The 14,393-nt window shown below is 58.3% G+C and carries 21 protein-coding genes; 20 read left to right on the top strand and 1 reads right to left on the bottom strand.

Going from position 1 to position 14,393, the window contains the following annotated elements:
• Positions 1 to 2: 2 nt before the first annotated feature.
• Positions 3 to 872, bottom strand: coding sequence for an XRE family transcriptional regulator (locus tag DOCECA_RS12620; protein WP_445572110.1), 870 nt, complete (start codon positions 870 to 872; stop codon positions 3 to 5).
• Here DOCECA_RS12620 and DOCECA_RS12615 point away from each other — a divergent pair.
• The 20 genes from DOCECA_RS12615 to DOCECA_RS12520 all read left to right on the top strand — a co-directional run bounded on the left by DOCECA_RS12615 (position 871) and on the right by DOCECA_RS12520 (position 14,371).
• Positions 871 to 1,080, top strand: a complete 210-nt coding sequence (locus tag DOCECA_RS12615) for a transcriptional regulator (RefSeq protein WP_123587636.1) — start codon at positions 871 to 873, stop codon at positions 1,078 to 1,080. The two genes, DOCECA_RS12620 and DOCECA_RS12615, sit on opposite strands and share 2 nt — an antisense overlap.
• Positions 1,081 to 1,658: 578 nt before the next feature.
• Positions 1,659 to 2,459, top strand: a complete 801-nt coding sequence (locus DOCECA_RS12610) for a Rha family transcriptional regulator (protein ID WP_445572109.1) — start codon at positions 1,659 to 1,661, stop codon at positions 2,457 to 2,459.
• On the top strand, positions 2,456 to 3,370 hold the full coding sequence (locus tag DOCECA_RS12605; RefSeq protein WP_445572108.1) for a helix-turn-helix domain-containing protein: 915 nt from the start codon (positions 2,456 to 2,458) through the stop codon (positions 3,368 to 3,370). Before DOCECA_RS12610 ends, DOCECA_RS12605 begins: the two co-directional genes overlap by 4 nt.
• Positions 3,345 to 4,121, top strand: coding sequence for a hypothetical protein (locus DOCECA_RS12600; protein WP_445572107.1), 777 nt, complete (start codon positions 3,345 to 3,347; stop codon positions 4,119 to 4,121). The genes DOCECA_RS12605 and DOCECA_RS12600 overlap by 26 nt, the downstream gene beginning before the upstream one ends.
• A complete protein-coding gene (locus tag DOCECA_RS12595) occupies positions 4,118 to 4,558 on the top strand; it encodes a hypothetical protein (RefSeq protein WP_445572106.1) in 441 nt (146 codons plus the stop codon). Before DOCECA_RS12600 ends, DOCECA_RS12595 begins: the two co-directional genes overlap by 4 nt.
• Positions 4,555 to 4,794, top strand: a complete 240-nt coding sequence (locus DOCECA_RS12590) for a hypothetical protein (protein WP_445572105.1) — start codon at positions 4,555 to 4,557, stop codon at positions 4,792 to 4,794. The genes DOCECA_RS12595 and DOCECA_RS12590 overlap by 4 nt, the downstream gene beginning before the upstream one ends.
• Complete coding sequence (locus DOCECA_RS12585; RefSeq protein WP_445572104.1) at positions 4,791 to 5,189, top strand: hypothetical protein; 399 nt, start codon at positions 4,791 to 4,793, stop codon at positions 5,187 to 5,189. Before DOCECA_RS12590 ends, DOCECA_RS12585 begins: the two co-directional genes overlap by 4 nt.
• Positions 5,186 to 5,602 carry a recombination protein NinB gene (locus tag DOCECA_RS12580; protein WP_445572103.1) on the top strand — a complete coding sequence of 139 codons (417 nt, stop codon included), beginning with the start codon at positions 5,186 to 5,188 and terminating at the stop codon, positions 5,600 to 5,602. Before DOCECA_RS12585 ends, DOCECA_RS12580 begins: the two co-directional genes overlap by 4 nt.
• Positions 5,599 to 6,186 (top strand): recombination protein NinG, encoded by a 588-nt coding sequence (locus DOCECA_RS12575; RefSeq protein ID WP_445572168.1) that lies wholly within the window; start codon positions 5,599 to 5,601, stop codon positions 6,184 to 6,186. The genes DOCECA_RS12580 and DOCECA_RS12575 overlap by 4 nt, the downstream gene beginning before the upstream one ends.
• Complete coding sequence (locus tag DOCECA_RS12570; RefSeq protein ID WP_445572102.1) at positions 6,183 to 6,860, top strand: hypothetical protein; 678 nt, start codon at positions 6,183 to 6,185, stop codon at positions 6,858 to 6,860. Before DOCECA_RS12575 ends, DOCECA_RS12570 begins: the two co-directional genes overlap by 4 nt.
• Before the next feature lie 158 nt (positions 6,861 to 7,018).
• Positions 7,019 to 7,492 (top strand): hypothetical protein, encoded by a 474-nt coding sequence (locus tag DOCECA_RS12565; RefSeq protein ID WP_445572101.1) that lies wholly within the window; start codon positions 7,019 to 7,021, stop codon positions 7,490 to 7,492.
• Positions 7,493 to 7,803: 311 nt separating this feature from the next.
• Entirely contained in the window at positions 7,804 to 7,992 is a 189-nt protein-coding gene (locus tag DOCECA_RS12560; protein ID WP_445572100.1) for a Com family DNA-binding transcriptional regulator, read from the top strand.
• 10 nt (positions 7,993 to 8,002) lie between these two features.
• Positions 8,003 to 8,323 carry a hypothetical protein gene (locus tag DOCECA_RS12555; protein ID WP_445572099.1) on the top strand — a complete coding sequence of 107 codons (321 nt, stop codon included), beginning with the start codon at positions 8,003 to 8,005 and terminating at the stop codon, positions 8,321 to 8,323.
• Between the two features lie 203 nt (positions 8,324 to 8,526).
• Positions 8,527 to 8,856 carry an MFS transporter gene (locus DOCECA_RS12550; protein ID WP_445572098.1) on the top strand — a complete coding sequence of 110 codons (330 nt, stop codon included), beginning with the start codon at positions 8,527 to 8,529 and terminating at the stop codon, positions 8,854 to 8,856.
• On the top strand, positions 8,853 to 9,173 hold the full coding sequence (locus DOCECA_RS12545) for a hypothetical protein (RefSeq protein ID WP_445572097.1): 321 nt from the start codon (positions 8,853 to 8,855) through the stop codon (positions 9,171 to 9,173). The genes DOCECA_RS12550 and DOCECA_RS12545 overlap by 4 nt, the downstream gene beginning before the upstream one ends.
• A gap of 302 nt (positions 9,174 to 9,475) precedes the next feature.
• The gene (locus DOCECA_RS12540) at positions 9,476 to 10,099 is read left to right on the top strand and encodes a putative metallopeptidase (protein ID WP_445572096.1); all 624 of its coding nucleotides are present in this window, start codon (positions 9,476 to 9,478) and stop codon (positions 10,097 to 10,099) included.
• Positions 10,100 to 10,130: 31 nt separating this feature from the next.
• A complete protein-coding gene (locus tag DOCECA_RS12535; protein WP_445572095.1) occupies positions 10,131 to 10,607 on the top strand; it encodes a DUF2280 domain-containing protein in 477 nt (158 codons plus the stop codon).
• Positions 10,582 to 11,901, top strand: a complete 1,320-nt coding sequence (locus DOCECA_RS12530; protein ID WP_445572094.1) for a phage terminase large subunit family protein — start codon at positions 10,582 to 10,584, stop codon at positions 11,899 to 11,901. Before DOCECA_RS12535 ends, DOCECA_RS12530 begins: the two co-directional genes overlap by 26 nt.
• A 2-nt stretch (positions 11,902 to 11,903) precedes the next feature.
• On the top strand, positions 11,904 to 13,280 hold the full coding sequence (locus DOCECA_RS12525) for a DUF4055 domain-containing protein (RefSeq protein WP_445572093.1): 1,377 nt from the start codon (positions 11,904 to 11,906) through the stop codon (positions 13,278 to 13,280).
• Positions 13,280 to 14,371 carry a hypothetical protein gene (locus DOCECA_RS12520; protein WP_445572092.1) on the top strand — a complete coding sequence of 364 codons (1,092 nt, stop codon included), beginning with the start codon at positions 13,280 to 13,282 and terminating at the stop codon, positions 14,369 to 14,371. Before DOCECA_RS12525 ends, DOCECA_RS12520 begins: the two co-directional genes overlap by 1 nt.
• The last annotated feature ends 22 nt before the right edge of the window (positions 14,372 to 14,393 follow it).

Genomic DNA, 14,393 nt, shown 5'->3' with positions numbered 1-14,393 from the left:
GATTACTTTCGCTTCGGCGACCGCCTTACGGTAGACCACCAAAATACACGCCCCAGCATTCTGACTTCGTCTCTAAACTGTTCAGCGCTCATAACCTCATCAGGATATTCGTCAGCGTTCTCGCTGCGAATCCTGACAGCGCCAGCCGGCAGTCGATGCAAATACTTCACTCGAAGCATTCCACCGTGGTTGAAAGCATAGATCTCGCCATCAATGATCGACGTGTCTTGGGTGTCAAAACCGATAGCGGCGCCGTCCAGTATAAGGCGCTCCATGCTTTTTCCTTTTACCCTGGCGCACGCAGCGCTCTTGCAATCTACACCAGCGGCCCGGAGCGTTGCGTTACTGAACCTCAGCTTCCGGTCAGCAACCTCAACTACTTCGGTCATTCCCGCCCCTCCGGAGAATTCAACCTCGGCATAATATGGAACCTCGCAATCATCCTCTTCCAGTGGATCGCCGTCGTCCCAGCCGGACAGCTCGCCCAGCAGTTCCATATTCGATTCTAGGACCAGCTCAGCGTCCGCCATTTCTAGCATCGGCTGTTTCGTCCCAACCGTAATATTCCATTGATCGTTGGGAAACTGGGTTCCTTCCGAAAGCCAGACAGGATTCACGCCGCAGATTTGCGCGAGCCTCACCAGGTGCCCGCTTGATCGCGTAAGCCCTCGCTCAATCTCGGAAATTGATGCCTGTTTTAGGCCGGCGCGCTCAGCCAGCTCGACCTGCGTAAGGCCAGCTTTTTTGCGTGCGTATTTGAGACGGTCTTTAAGTTCCATAGCGGGCCAATTTAAAGGTTGGCCTTTGAACTTGCAAAAAGGTATACCTTTGCCATAAGATAAAGGTATCCCTTTATATGGGCGGAGAATCATGAACAATCCCTTTGAAAAATTGGTCGAGCATTTCGGTTCGCAGAACGCTACGGCTGCAGCTCTCGGCGTAAAGCAGGGCACGGTCAGCGGCTGGGTTCGCGGGCTGCACGGCTGTGCTGCCGAGGTCGCTATGCGGGCTGAGATCGTCACCAACGGCGCCATCAAAGCTCGCGACCTTCGCCCAAGCATTCCTCAACAAGCTGCATAACCCTTTCGAACAACCAAGGAGCAAACCCCGTATGCACGCAGATCCAGCCAACAAACGAGACGCAGTTTGCAAGCTTCGCTTTACGCAGCGAACCAAACGACAGCTGCAAATGGAGGCAAAGATGGCAGGCATGCAGCTCGCCACTTACTTGTTCGAGCTGGCGCAGCTGGGACGAGCCCACCGAGCGGCAGAAGTTGTACGTGAGATCCACGGGGTAAGCGACCAAGACAATCATAAGACGGCTTGAGGGCCCTCAGGAGGGTTCTATGCCCGAATTTGACTGCGAATTTAGTTCGCTCCCTGAGGGGGCTCAGCAGGAGATTCGAGAACTAGCCCGAGAGCTTGGATGGAGCCTTGATTTGGCGACTGAAGAGTACCTGTTGGCAGCCAGCTCTATAGCTGCGTCAGGCCGGGTTGTTCAGAACTCCCGCAAAGCCCCAGTACTGGAGCTTGTAGGACACAAAAAGGGCCTCGAACGGGGCTAATTGTGGAGGAAGAAGGGCTTCTACTTTCTTCAGGACGAAAAAAAGCCGGGGTAGTGACCCGGCTCTCTTAAACATCTCTGTGGGACGAATTATATGCACACCACAACATCAACAATCAATACCCCGGCCAATGTCGCGACACGATTCGCCGGTTCTGAAAAAGTGTCGCACAAAATGAGCAGCTTCGACTTGCTCGAATTGGTCAACACAGCCCGCACTGAGTTCGGAGAAAGCGAGGTTCGCCGCGCCGACTTCACCGCCCGGTGCCGTGATGAGCTGGAGGGGGAATACTACGAAACTTTCGTAGTAAGGAATCAACGTGGTCCTGCCTCTGAAGGGCTGATGCTGACGAAGGATCAGTGCCTGCTTGTTTCAATGCGTGAGTCGAAAGCCGTCCGCCGTTCCGTAGTCGCGAAGCTCAACAGCTTGGCGCAGCCTCAGCAGCTCTCCACCATCGAAATCCTGCAGATCGCCATGGAGTCTGAAAAGGCCCGCTTGCTACTGACCGCCCAGGTCGAGCAGCAGGCCACCAAGATCCACTCCCTGGAAAACCTGTTCAAGGAAGGCATGACCCACACCCAGTTCTGCAAGGGCCTGAATGGGGTCAACGTCATGCAGGTTGGCAAGTACCTGGAAAGCCGTAACTGGCTCTACAACGAGAGCAAGTCTGGTCTTCGCCACCGAGTTGGCTCATACGCCCGCGACAAGTACATGACTGAGCACCAACACGAAGTCACCCCGCACGGTAAAGACGCCTTCATTTCCTACACGCCCGTTCTGCTGAAGAAGGGCGCCGCCCGGCTGTACGACCTGTACCTGGCCGGCGAGCTGCCAATGAAGAAGACCTGGGACGGCCTGTTCACCCACGACAAAGCATTGCGAGGTGCAGCGTGAGCATGGGCCTTATGGTCGCCGCGATGAAGCTTCGCGTCGGCAATCCATTGCGCAAGCTGGTGCTGATCAAGCTGGCCGACAACGCGAGCGACGTAGGCGAGTGCTGGCCGTCCTATCAGCACGTCGCCGACCAGTGCGAGATCAGCAAGCGCTCCGTCATGAATCACATCACAGCCCTGTGCGAGGCGGGATTGCTGCGCAAGGAAATCCGCAAGGGTGGCCCAAAGGGGAACTCATCGAACGTTTACTTCCTCACTCTGGATGGTGGTGCACCTCCTGCACCAGGGGTAGTGCAGCAGGTTCACCAGGGTAGTGCAGCAGATTCACCCCCTAGTGAATCTCCTGCACCAGGGGGTAGTGCAGGAGCTGCACCCAGAACCAGTCACTCTTCCGAACCAGTCATGGAACCGGTCATTGAACCAATTACGCCCCAGGCTGGCGCCGAGGTCGTGATGGGCCAGGTTGTGCCGTTCGCACAACAACCGCCACGCATCGAAATTCCAGCCGACATGCCTGGGCCCAAAGACCAGACCTGTAAAACTTTCAAGGCCTGGGCGAACTACGCGATGGCCTACCGCAAGCGCTACCAGTGCTGGCCTGTGTGGAACGCTACTGCTGGCGGCATCCTCGGCAAGCTGGTTGACCGACTTGGCGTCGAAGTTGCCCACAGCGTGGCTGCGTACTACCTGACCATCAACGATGCCAGGGTCGTCAACGATTGCCACAGCCTGAACAACCTGATCGCCAAAGCCGAGGCATACCACACCCAGTGGGCCACTGGCCGCCAGATGAATGGCCGCACTGCCCGCCAGATCGAAGACACCCAGGCCAACGTAAACGCTGCCCAAGAAGCCAGTCGCAGCATTCTCGAAGGAGGTCAGGCCAATGCTTTCCTTCGCCGAAACCGCTGAGCTGAGCATGGCGATCTGCGCCACTGCTGAAACCCTTGGGCAAACCCTGAGTGCTCCAGCAGCCAAGCTGATGGCCGAGGATCTGGCTGAGCACCCGATGGACGTGATCGCCAACGCACTGTGGGCCTGCCGCCGGGAAGTCACTGGCAAGCTGACCCTGGCCGCCATCCTGCAACGCGTCCAGGCCGCCGACGGGCGCCCGGGCAAGGACGAAGCCTGGGCCATCGCCATGACCACGAACGACGAGTTCGAAACCGTGGTGCTGACCGATGAAATCCAGTTGGCCTTGGCCGCTGCCAAGCCTGTGCTCGACGCTGGCGACAAAATCGGCGCGAGGATGGCCTTCATTAGCGCGTACGAGCGTTTCGTGGGTCAGGCAAGGGATGAGGCAAGGCCGGTCAACTGGCACGTCTCTGTGGGCTTTGACGCCAATCGCCGCATTCAGGCCGTCACCAAAGCCATGGAGCTAAAGCGAATCCCCAAGGAGCACGCCCAGAAGTACCTGGCAGACATGAGTGTCGTGCCTATCACCGAGGACGGCCGCGCCATTGCGGGATTGCTCACTGGCACGGTCACCCGGCCAGCCCCAGCCCTGCGCGAAAAACTGCATCTGGTTAAGTCCTCAATGGTGGAAATGCGCGCCGCCAGCGCTGAAAAAAAAGACGAAATGCGGATTGAGGCTGCCAACGACTTGGCGGATCGCCGCGCGCTGCTGATCAAGCAGGCCCAGGAATTGGAGCAACGGACATGAAACGAGCATCCCCAGTACAGCTACGCCAAGCCCTTGAGGTGGCGCCAAAGACGGTCATTGTCGAGCGCCACCGGTACGTTTCCGACTGGTTCGAAACCGACAAAGTCGAAATGGACCTGGAGCACACCACATACGAGTTCCAGTATCGCTTCGGTCCTGATTGGTATCTCGAGGCCAAGCGCTACGACCCGAGCACCGATACTTGGGTGTCCGTCGAATGGTCGCGCGGCAACTCGTTCAACCTTTCCGCTCCTGCCTACGCCTTGGCGGCTCTGGGCGGCCGTGTGACGAAATTCACCTGCATCAGTGCCGGGATGCAGTTCCACAAGGCATTGGCCGAGCTTTTGGTCCGGGCAAAGCAAATGAAATCCCGAGCATACAGCCAGGCCGCTGAGCGCATGGCATTGATCGCGGAAGCGCAGGAGAAGCGGGTATGAGAGATATCAAAACGCGTGAAGGCTTCGACCTCTGGGACAAAGCCCACGATTTGCCGCGCTTCAACTTCTGGCGCGGTGGCGAAGATGAGAAGGGCAGCGTTATCCGCGTCCCAGACAAGCATGGACACTGGGTCAACTTCAACGACCTGACGACCCTGGTCGACCAGTATCAGGACGAGATCAACAGCCTGCGCGAGCGCCTTGCGCGCCTTGAGCTGAAGGCGGTGAAGCCATGAGCCGGTACGGTGAACTCCAATACAGCGAACTGAAGCACATCGACCTTGGTGAATTCGTTGACTGGGTGTGGGCGCTCAAGGCAGAGCGCGACGAGCTCCGCGCCGAGAACGCCGGCCTCAAAACCGGCTACCAAGCCTACGAGCAGGTGAATGCTGAGCTGAAGGCTGAGGTTGATTCGCTTACCCGAGAAGCTGACAGGCAATACACAACCATTGAAGCGTATCGCAAGGATGCCGAGCGGTATCAATGGCTGGTCAAAAACGCCAGCGTCATCTTGGACAAAAAAGCCGCATATCAGGCGGTAACAGGCTTCATCAAGTTCGACACCATGCCCGCTCGCACGGAAACCGAGTCAGCCATCGACGCCGCCATGGCCAAGGGAGAGCAGTCATGATCGAGATAGTTATGCGCAGCCGCGACGACACCAGCCGCCTCCGTGGCGTGCTCGACGGCACAGACTTCACCAAGCCCAAGAAAATCATCATCAAGGATCTCGACCGCAGCGGTGAGCAGAACAAGAAGCTCCACGCCTCGCTGACCGACATCGCCAACCAGGTGGAACACGCCGGCCGCAAGTGGGACGTGCTCATCTGGAAGCGTCTGCTCACTGCTGCATGGCTGCGCGAGGCCGGTGATCAGCCGCAGATGATTCCAGCGGTCGACGGCCACGGGTTCGACGTGATCTACGAACGGACCTCGAAGTTGACCGTGAAGCAGTGCGCAAGCCTTCTAGAGTGGATCGAGGCATTTGGCGCCGAGCACGGTGTTCGCTGGACGCAGAAGGATTTGTGGGAGGGGCGTTACTGATGCTTGTAGCCAAACAACCCCGCGCCAAGAAATGCCGCGTCGCATCGTGCAGGGCCTCATACGTCCCAGCGCAGCCATTTCAAACCTGGTGCTCGCCTGACTGTGCACTAGCGATCATCCGCCAGCGACAGGAGAAGCAGCGCAAGTCGTTCGCCCAGCGCGAGCGCCGAGACATCAAGGTCCGCAAGGAAAAGCTGAAGAGCAGGGCGGATCACCTTAAGGATACGCAGCACGCATTCAATGCCTGGATACGGGCGCGTGATGCTGGGCAGCCATGCATCTCATGCGGCACCACCGCCGACGTTCAGTACTGCGCAGGGCACTACAGGACAACCGCTGCCTGCCCAGAGCTCCGCTTCGAGCCCTTGAACGTAAACCTTCAATGCAACCGCAATTGCAACATGGGCAAGTCCGGGAACCTGCTGGGGTATCGACCGGGCCTGATCAAGAAGATTGGCATCGAGGCGGTCGAGTGGCTGGAAGGCCCTCATGAGGCCAAGAAGTACACCATCGAACAGCTGAAGGCGATGACCGCCGAATACCGGGCCAAGACCCGCGAACTGAAAAGAGGGGAAGCTGCATGAAGCTGATCAACGCAAGGCAAGTATGGACCGAGGCTCAGCACGAATCGAACGCTTCGATCAGCGCAGCAGCAATCGACAAGGCGGCATCCGCACCAGTGAAGAAGGGCGCCCGCATGCGGCGCCATGAGGCTGTGTTCGCAGCTCTGGGCGAGGACAAGGAGGAGCGCATCCAGGTTGTTCGCCAGAAAATCAGCATCAGCGAGACGCGCCGGACGCCAGTTGGCCGATCCACCGCCCGCGCCGCGCACCTGGCGACCATTGGAAAGGTGCTCCGGGCAATCGACACGCTGCCCTTCCAGGTCCAGCAGTTCGGCCACTACCTGTACCACCCCGCGATGAACATGCGGCATGTCATGAACGCTGTGCTGTTGATCACCGCCAAGGCAGCTTTGCCGGATCTGACATCCGCCAAGCGGGTGAAGGCCCAGTACTTGGTCACCATGGCGTTGCAGTCTTACAAGGGGGAAGTCCACGGTGCGGCTGAGTGGGGGCCGGCCCGGGTGGCGGCCGAGATGGATACCTTTTTCGGCGTATCCATAGAGCCGAAGCACTGGAATCGCGACTGGCAGACCTTGTGGGAATCCCTGAAAGAAGTGATCAAGGAAGTGGATATTCAGGCTCAGCAGCCAATCTGGCAGGTGATTCACGCGGAAAAAGAACAAGAAGCGGCATAATGATATTGACATGGTGGGGTTTTGAAGGTACTTTTCCCATAGTGCACAAGTAACGCGAAACGCACACGAAACCCTGAACCCGGCCAAGCGCCGGGTTTTTATTTGAGTGCGAAGCTGAATATGGCAAAGTGATGCCTCAAGCCATTGGAGGGTTTCATATGTCTCGTTTTGTGCAGCTTCGTGAAGAAAGGAATAACCAGCGTCGAGCATTAGCGGATTATTATAACGACCTACAAGGAGTAGCCGGCGTCATCCGTCAGGGATTTGAAGATTACTTAGATCTTCCTGAAGAGACGTATCTCGACAACAACCGGGATGAACAACGCTATGTCCAGATCGGCAGGGTAGAGAGCGGAGCGTTCAAGCGCTGCACTCTCCATGATCTCCCCGGTGAAGATTCTTGGCTCAGTTTTGCTGTTGCGCTGACTATTGACTCGGCGTCGAACTCTTTCCCTAAGCAGATTATCCACACATCGCTAAAACTCAAAAAGGAGAGCGGTGGCTACCTTGTAACCTCCGATGAGCTAGGTAACTCGGTGCGTGCCTCAAGCTCGCATGGTAGTCCGGATTTTTCCGGCCTTTACGAAGATATCTATCAAGCGATAAAAAAGTATTTTAGCTATCGTCCTTGACGCCTATCACGTGTCTCGGCATTTGTGCTGGGTTTATGTCACCAAATCCCTCGTAGCCTCTGTCTTGTCACGCTGATGAGGGACCTATTCAGGGCCTCTGCACTCGCAGGGGCTTTTTTGTGCCCACCGGAATGTAAAAAGCCCCGACAGATTCGAGGCTTTTTCGTTTCGGCGCGGAGAAAAGAGAGGGCGACTCCAGAGGGTGCGGGAACACCCAAGGGAGACGCCAGATCGCAGAACACGCCTGCAAGCCAGCCAAGGCCCTCACTGCTCGCGCGAGCGGGGCGGAGCCTAGCAGAAACGACAAGGCTTTGCAGATGCTTAAAGATTGCAGATGTGGAAAGTGCAACAGACTACTGGCCCGTGTGGGCGAGTACACCCAGCTCCAGATCAAGTGCTCCCGGTGCGGGACGTTGAATCATGTGAAGGCCGCGAGCCTCGAGCCATCGCCATTGAGCGACATGAAAGCGGAATCCTCCGCGAACAATCATTCGACTTAAAGGTGACAACATGGAACCGGTAACTATTGGTGCAAAGCACTTCTCCTCCAACGTTTATCAGGCCGCTCAGATCATCAAGCCATCTGACAACGTGGCTGGTGTAATCATTCGGACTGGCGTTTTCTCTGGGCCGGCAGGTTCATTCATCTCAACTGGCACAGCGGCAGCAACCTCCAGTGTCGACTCAACCAAGCCATTTTTGATGTATCTGCCGACGTCTAACGTATTGCAGCAACTTCAGTACCCTATTTACCTGCCACCAGGGTATGGCTTGTGGGCCCACAGTAGTTCTTCCGTCTTTGTCTTTATCACCTACGACCTGCTCGCATAACGGAAAGGGTCGCTTCTGCGGCCCTGTTCCTTCCAATTCAGGGCCTCGACATGACCGGGGCCTTTCGTTTTCAGCTTCACCACACCCATCGCTCTGAGCTGGGAGTGCTGCTGGGGCTGATTCAACTTCGCCGCTGCTCCCCAGCGTTTGGCCGATCACACCGGCCTTTTTTCTTCCATACATGCACAGTCGGAGTCGAGCGCATGGAATTACTTCATCGCCTGTTCGAAAAGCTCGACTGGGCATTTGCTGGATTGATTGGTGCGATCGCCGCCAGCTTCTGGCACCGCGATGACCTGGTAGACCGAAAGGCCTGGGCCATCTTCATTTTCTCGGGTGCTGTCTGTGCCCATTACCTGACGGGCCTGATCAGTTCCTATTTCGGAGTGGTCGAGCCGCGCAGTGTTGCCGGTGTCGGGTTCCTCCTGGGAACCTTCGGCGGATCGCTGATCGCCGCCATCACCCGGGCCATCAAAGCCGCTGACCTCTGGGCGTTCATCCGCCAGCGGTTCGGGGGAGGCAATCCACCATGAATCTTGAACTGATCAACTCCATCGCCTGCGGCATGATTGCCTTGTGGGCGTTCTGGTGCGTGGTGAGCGGGAAAGTGAAGGACGGCATCCTTGGGAAGCTGATCTACTCGACGATCGCCATCAGCGCCTACGTGGTCACCACTGGGCACAACAGCTTCCTATTTGGCCCGACCACCGCCGGGCTGACCTTGCACATCGCTCTGGCCATGGCCGGCATCCGCCATCTGTTCATGGTCACCTACTGGCAGCGGGTCAAGGGCTGGATATGTCGGCACCTGAACTGTGAGCACTGCATGGGCTGCGAGAAAAAGCGGTAGAGCGCGACACGTTTCGCGCATGAGCAAATTGTGTCGCGACATGGGGTCAAAAGCACTACCACTTGGTGTATTGATCATGAAGCTGCATGAGAGCGCCCTGATATTCGGACGCAGTGAGTTTCGACCTCAGCCTCCGCATGACGTCCTGAGCGGTAGAGCTTACCTTTTCGGTGTTTCTCCCGGTTCGCTCCGCCCATGCAGATGCTGCCTTCAACACAGCTTTTTCATCAATGCGCTGGGTCACCTGCATATTTCCCTTTTGAATACAGCTGATCTTAGTTGAGCGGGCGGGATGGGAAGAAATGAATCGACCAATGCCGCCGGCAGCTTTACTCGACCTGTCCGATCTTTCCGGCCTAGGCATACGCCTGGTCCCCGCGCCAGAAGTGTGGGAATGGCTCCAGGCCGAGATCCTTGCCGACACCGGTAGCATTCATAACTTAGACCATTCCCACCTACTGGATGCAGACATCCGGGTCATGTGGGCGTCGTCCAGCTTCAACAAGCAGGGCCGCACAGTTCTGGGCCAGGCCGAGCAAGTAGCGTTCCGCGCGGGTGGCTGGCAGAAGGCCCGGATGGAGCAGCAGATGCGTGATTGGTTCGGCGATGTGCCGAGCTTCATCATCACCCTAGCTGCTGATTACTGCGCCCAATGCAGCGACACCGACTTCTGTGCCCTGATTGAGCATGAGCTGTATCACCTGGCTCACGCGACCGACAAGTACGGCCAGCCAGCTTTCACCCAGGACGGCGCACCGAAGATCAAGCTCCAAGGCCATGACGTCGAAGAGTTCGTCGGTGTGGTCCGCCGCTACGGTGCGAGCCCTGACGTTCAAGCGTTGGTGGATGCTGCAAACAGTCCTGCTGAGGTGGGGAAATTGAACATTGCGAGGGCTTGCGGTACCTGTCTGCTCAAGTCCGCCTGACTCTAGACAGGCTCTAGACGGATAAGAATTTATGGCAGCCCTGAAAAATGAGGTGAAGAGCTTCATCGTTCAGGCTCTGGCGTGCTTTGACACACCCTCGCAGGTGGCAGAAGCCGTCAAGAACGAATTCGGGGCAGTGCTGACGCGCCAGCAGGTTGAAAGTCACGACCCGACGAAGGCATCCAGCAAAGGGTTGGCCGCTAAGTGGGTCACCCTTTTCCATGACACCCGCAAGCGATTCCGCGAAGAGACTGCCGAAATCCCAATCGCTAATCGTGCGTATCGACTTCGCACACTTGGGCGCATGGCCGAGAAGGCCGAGAACATGAAGAACATGGCGCTGACTGCCCAGTTGTTGGAGCAGGCAGCCAAAGAAGTGGGCGACGTTTACGTGAATCGCCGCCTTGAACCTGAAAAACCTCTGGGCTCCCAAGCGGACCAGCAGCACGCTGTTGCTGAGTACACCCTGGAGCCTGATGAGAATGTCCCCGCTACCCCGCACCTATGATGCTCCGGTCAAGCTCACCCCGAAGCAGGCGAACATCTACGTCTGGGGTTACCAGCGGAATGCACGCTTCCGTGACGCGGTGTGTGGTCGCCGGTTCGGCAAGACCTTCCTCGGCAAGGCAGAGATGCGCCGTGCTGCCCGGCTGGCTGCTGAGTGGGGCGTGAGCGTCGAGGATGAGATCTGGTATGCCGCTCCGACTCAGAAGCAAGCCCGTCGAGTCTTCTGGCGCCGCTTGAAGCAGGCGATCCCCCGTGAATGGAGAGAATGTAAGCCGAACGAGTCGGACATGCTGATCACGCTGAAGAGCGGGCACCTGATCCGCTGCGTCGGCCTGGAGAACTACGACGACCTGCGCGGCTCCGGCCTGTTCTTCGTCCTGGTGGACGAATGGGCCGACTGCAAGTGGGCGGCCTGGGAAGAAGTCCTTCGCCCGATGCTTTCCACCTGTGAATATATAGTCCCTGGCGTGGGAACGTGCAAGGGCGGCCATGCGTTGCGCATTGGCACCCCAAAGGGCTTCAACCACTGCTTCGACACATATCGCGATGGGCAGCCAGGCGGCGAACCTGACCACAAAAGTTGGCTATACACCTCGCTGCAGGGCGGCAATGTCCCGGCTGAAGAGCTTGACGCCGCGCGGCGCAAGATGGACCCGCGCACGTTCCGGCAGGAATACGAGGCCAGCTTTGAAAACTACGCCGGAGTCGTCTACTACACCTTCAGTCGCAGCGAGAGCCGGACCAGCGAGCGCATCAAGCCCGGAGAGGCGCTGCATATCGGCATGGACTTCAACGTCATGAAGATGGCCGCGGTTGTCTACGTGGTGCGCGAAGGCCTGCCGCTGGCTCTGGATGAGTTCCATTCAGTGCGTGACACGCCAGAGATGATCGAGAAGATCCAGGCGCGCTTCCCAGGTCATGGCATTGCGGTCTATCCCGATGCCAGCGGCCAGAACACCAGCAGCAAGAATGCCAGCGAATCCGACCTGTCCTTGCTGCGAAAGGCTGGGTTCACGGTGATCGTGGACAGCCAGAACCCGGGCGTAAAAGACCGCGTGAATGCCGTCAATGCCATGTTGCTGAACGCATATGGCGAGCGACGGCTGAAGGTCAATACAGACCAATGCCCGCAACTGACCCTGTGCCTGGAGCGGCAGACCTATGACAAGCACGGCGATCCCGACAAGGACCCTAAAAAGGGTCACGACCACATGAACGACGCCGCCGGCTACTTCATCGCCAAGCGCTACCCAATCAACGTGGAAATGACCACTAGCCAACCTCTGAGAATGTAACCATGAGCGATAACCCAAGCGACACGCTGCGCGCCGTCGACGCCATGCGCGCCTACTGGGATGTGATCACTCCGCTCATGGGCGGGACCATGGCGATGCGCGCGGCAGGCAAAAGCTTGCTTCCGCAGTATCCTGCTGAAGACGATGAGTCGTACAAGGAGCGCCTGCGCCTCTCTACGCTGCTGCCTGCCTACTCGGAGACGGTCGGCAACATGACTTCCCGGGTGTTCGCCGAGCCTTTGCAGGTCGGCGACGATGTGCCAGGGCAACTCGTAGAGATGACCGCTGACATCGACCACTCCGGCAACGACCTCAACTCATGGGCTGTTGAGTTCTTCCGCGAAGGGTTGAGTCACGGTCTGTGTCATGCGCTCGTTGACCACTCTCGCACAGAGGGTGTGCGCACCCAGGCGGAAGAGATTGCCGCTGGAGTGAGGCCCTATGCCGTTCTGGTGAAGCCTGAGCAGGTGCTGGGCTGGAGGGCCAAGGGCGGACAGCTCACGATGTTCCGCTATATCGAGATCGTCGAGGAGGAGGATGGTGAGTTTGGCGCGAAGTGCGTCGAGCAGATCCGTGTTCTTGAGCCTGGAGCCTGGCGGACGTACCGCAAGGCGGAAAAAGGCGGATGGGGATTGCACGACGAGGGAGCCAACAGCCTGGCATACATCCCTCTGGTGACCTTTTACACCGGACGGACCGGCTTCATGACGGCCAAGCCGCCGCTCTTGGAATTGGCCCACCTCAACGTCAAGCACTGGCAAAGCCAGAGCGACCAGGACAATATCCTTCACGTCATCCGCGTGCCAATCCTGGTGCGCATCGGCGTGCAAGCCACATTCGACAATCAGGGCAAGCCAGTCCCGCCGGAATTCAAGGTGGGCACTGGTTCGCTGACCGACTTGCCCAAGGATGGCGACCTCAAGTACGTCGAACACACCGGGGCGGCAGTAAAGGCGGGCAGGGAAGCGCTGCAAGACCTGCTCGACGAGATGCGCATGGCCGGGGCCAAGCTGCTCACGCCAGAGAAGAGCGCCACCAAGACCGCAACCCAGGCGGACGAGGAGGCAGCGCAGGAGTTGTCTCCGCTGGCACGGATGGCGAACCACTTTGCTGATTGCCTGGCCCAACTTCTCCAGTTCATGGCCGATTACCGTGGCCTGGGTGATGGCGGCACGGTCGAGATGCGCGGCAACTTCGACGTCGACTACATGCCCGAAGTGTCGCTGCCGACGCTCGTTGCGATGGCAAATGCCGGGATGCTCTCCAAGGAAACCCTGTTCGCCGAGATGCAGCGCCGCGGCGTCATCAGTGATGAATACGACTGGACTCAGGAACTGGCGAAGATCGAAGCCCAGGGCCCCGCACTCGGTACGCTGTGATGAAAACCGCCAACGAGAAGCTACTCGACAAGCTGATCGGGCACGAGGTTGACCTGCAACACCTGAGCAATGCCCAGGTCGTGGTGATCATCAAGATCCTCAACAGCAAGGACGCCGAGATGCGTGCCGCGCTGATCGAGGCAATCGACAACCTCGGCACCAATCTGTCGGCGGCTTCGGTGGATTCGGCTCTGTCCACTGTGCTGCGCCTGAATCAGTCCACTTTCGTGGAGATCAGCCAGGCGCTGGACCAGGCCACCGACGGCTTGATCAGCTATGAGATCGCCTTCCAGCAGGGCGCACTCCAGGCGGTGATCCCTGCGGCTGTGCAGGAAGCCTTCCCGATTGCGGCCGCTCAGTTCAGCCAGGTCAAGGCCATTGCTCAGGCCAGGCCGTTCCAAGGGCGACTGCTCAGGGAGTGGATGAGTGGCATCGAGTCTTCTCGCGCTGCGTCGGTGCGCGATGCTGTGCGGTCTGGCGTGGTCGAGGGGCGAACTACTGCCGAGATCGTCCGCAACATCATGGGCACCCGGGCAGAGAAGTACGCCGATGGCATCCTGCAGAAGTCGCGCCGGGAGATCGAGGCCGTTGTCAGGTCTGCGGTATCGAGCACGGCTGAGGCCGCCAGCGACAAGGCGTACGAGGCGAACAGCGACATCATCAGCCACGTTGAGTGGATCAGCACGCTGGATACGCGCACCTCGACCACCTGCCGCATCAGGGACCGGCTGCCGTACACCCTAGGTACTTATCTGCCAATCGGGCACAAGATCCCCTGGCTGGCCGGGCCCGGGCGAATCCACTGGTGCTGTCGCTCCACCAAGCTGCCGATACTCAAGAGTGCGGCAAAGCTCGGATTCAGCGATGGCGCCACACGCGCATCCATGGACGGCCAGGTGCCGCAATCGACGACCTACGCCGAGTGGCTGGGCCGGCAGTCTGCGGCGCGTCAGGATGAAGTCCTCGGACCGGAGCGCGGAAAACTCTTGCGGCAGGACAAGCTCAAGCTCGACGATTTTTACAACGACAAAGGCAAGTTCCTGACACTTGAGGAGCTCAAAGAAAGGTTGGTAGGAGGCGTCAGAGGTTGAAAACCCGATGGCCGGCCTCATG

Source organism: Pseudomonas sp. E102, from assembly GCF_052660185.1.
Note: the sequence above shows the minus strand (reverse complement) of the source record. Positions and strands in the feature narration are given on the sequence as shown.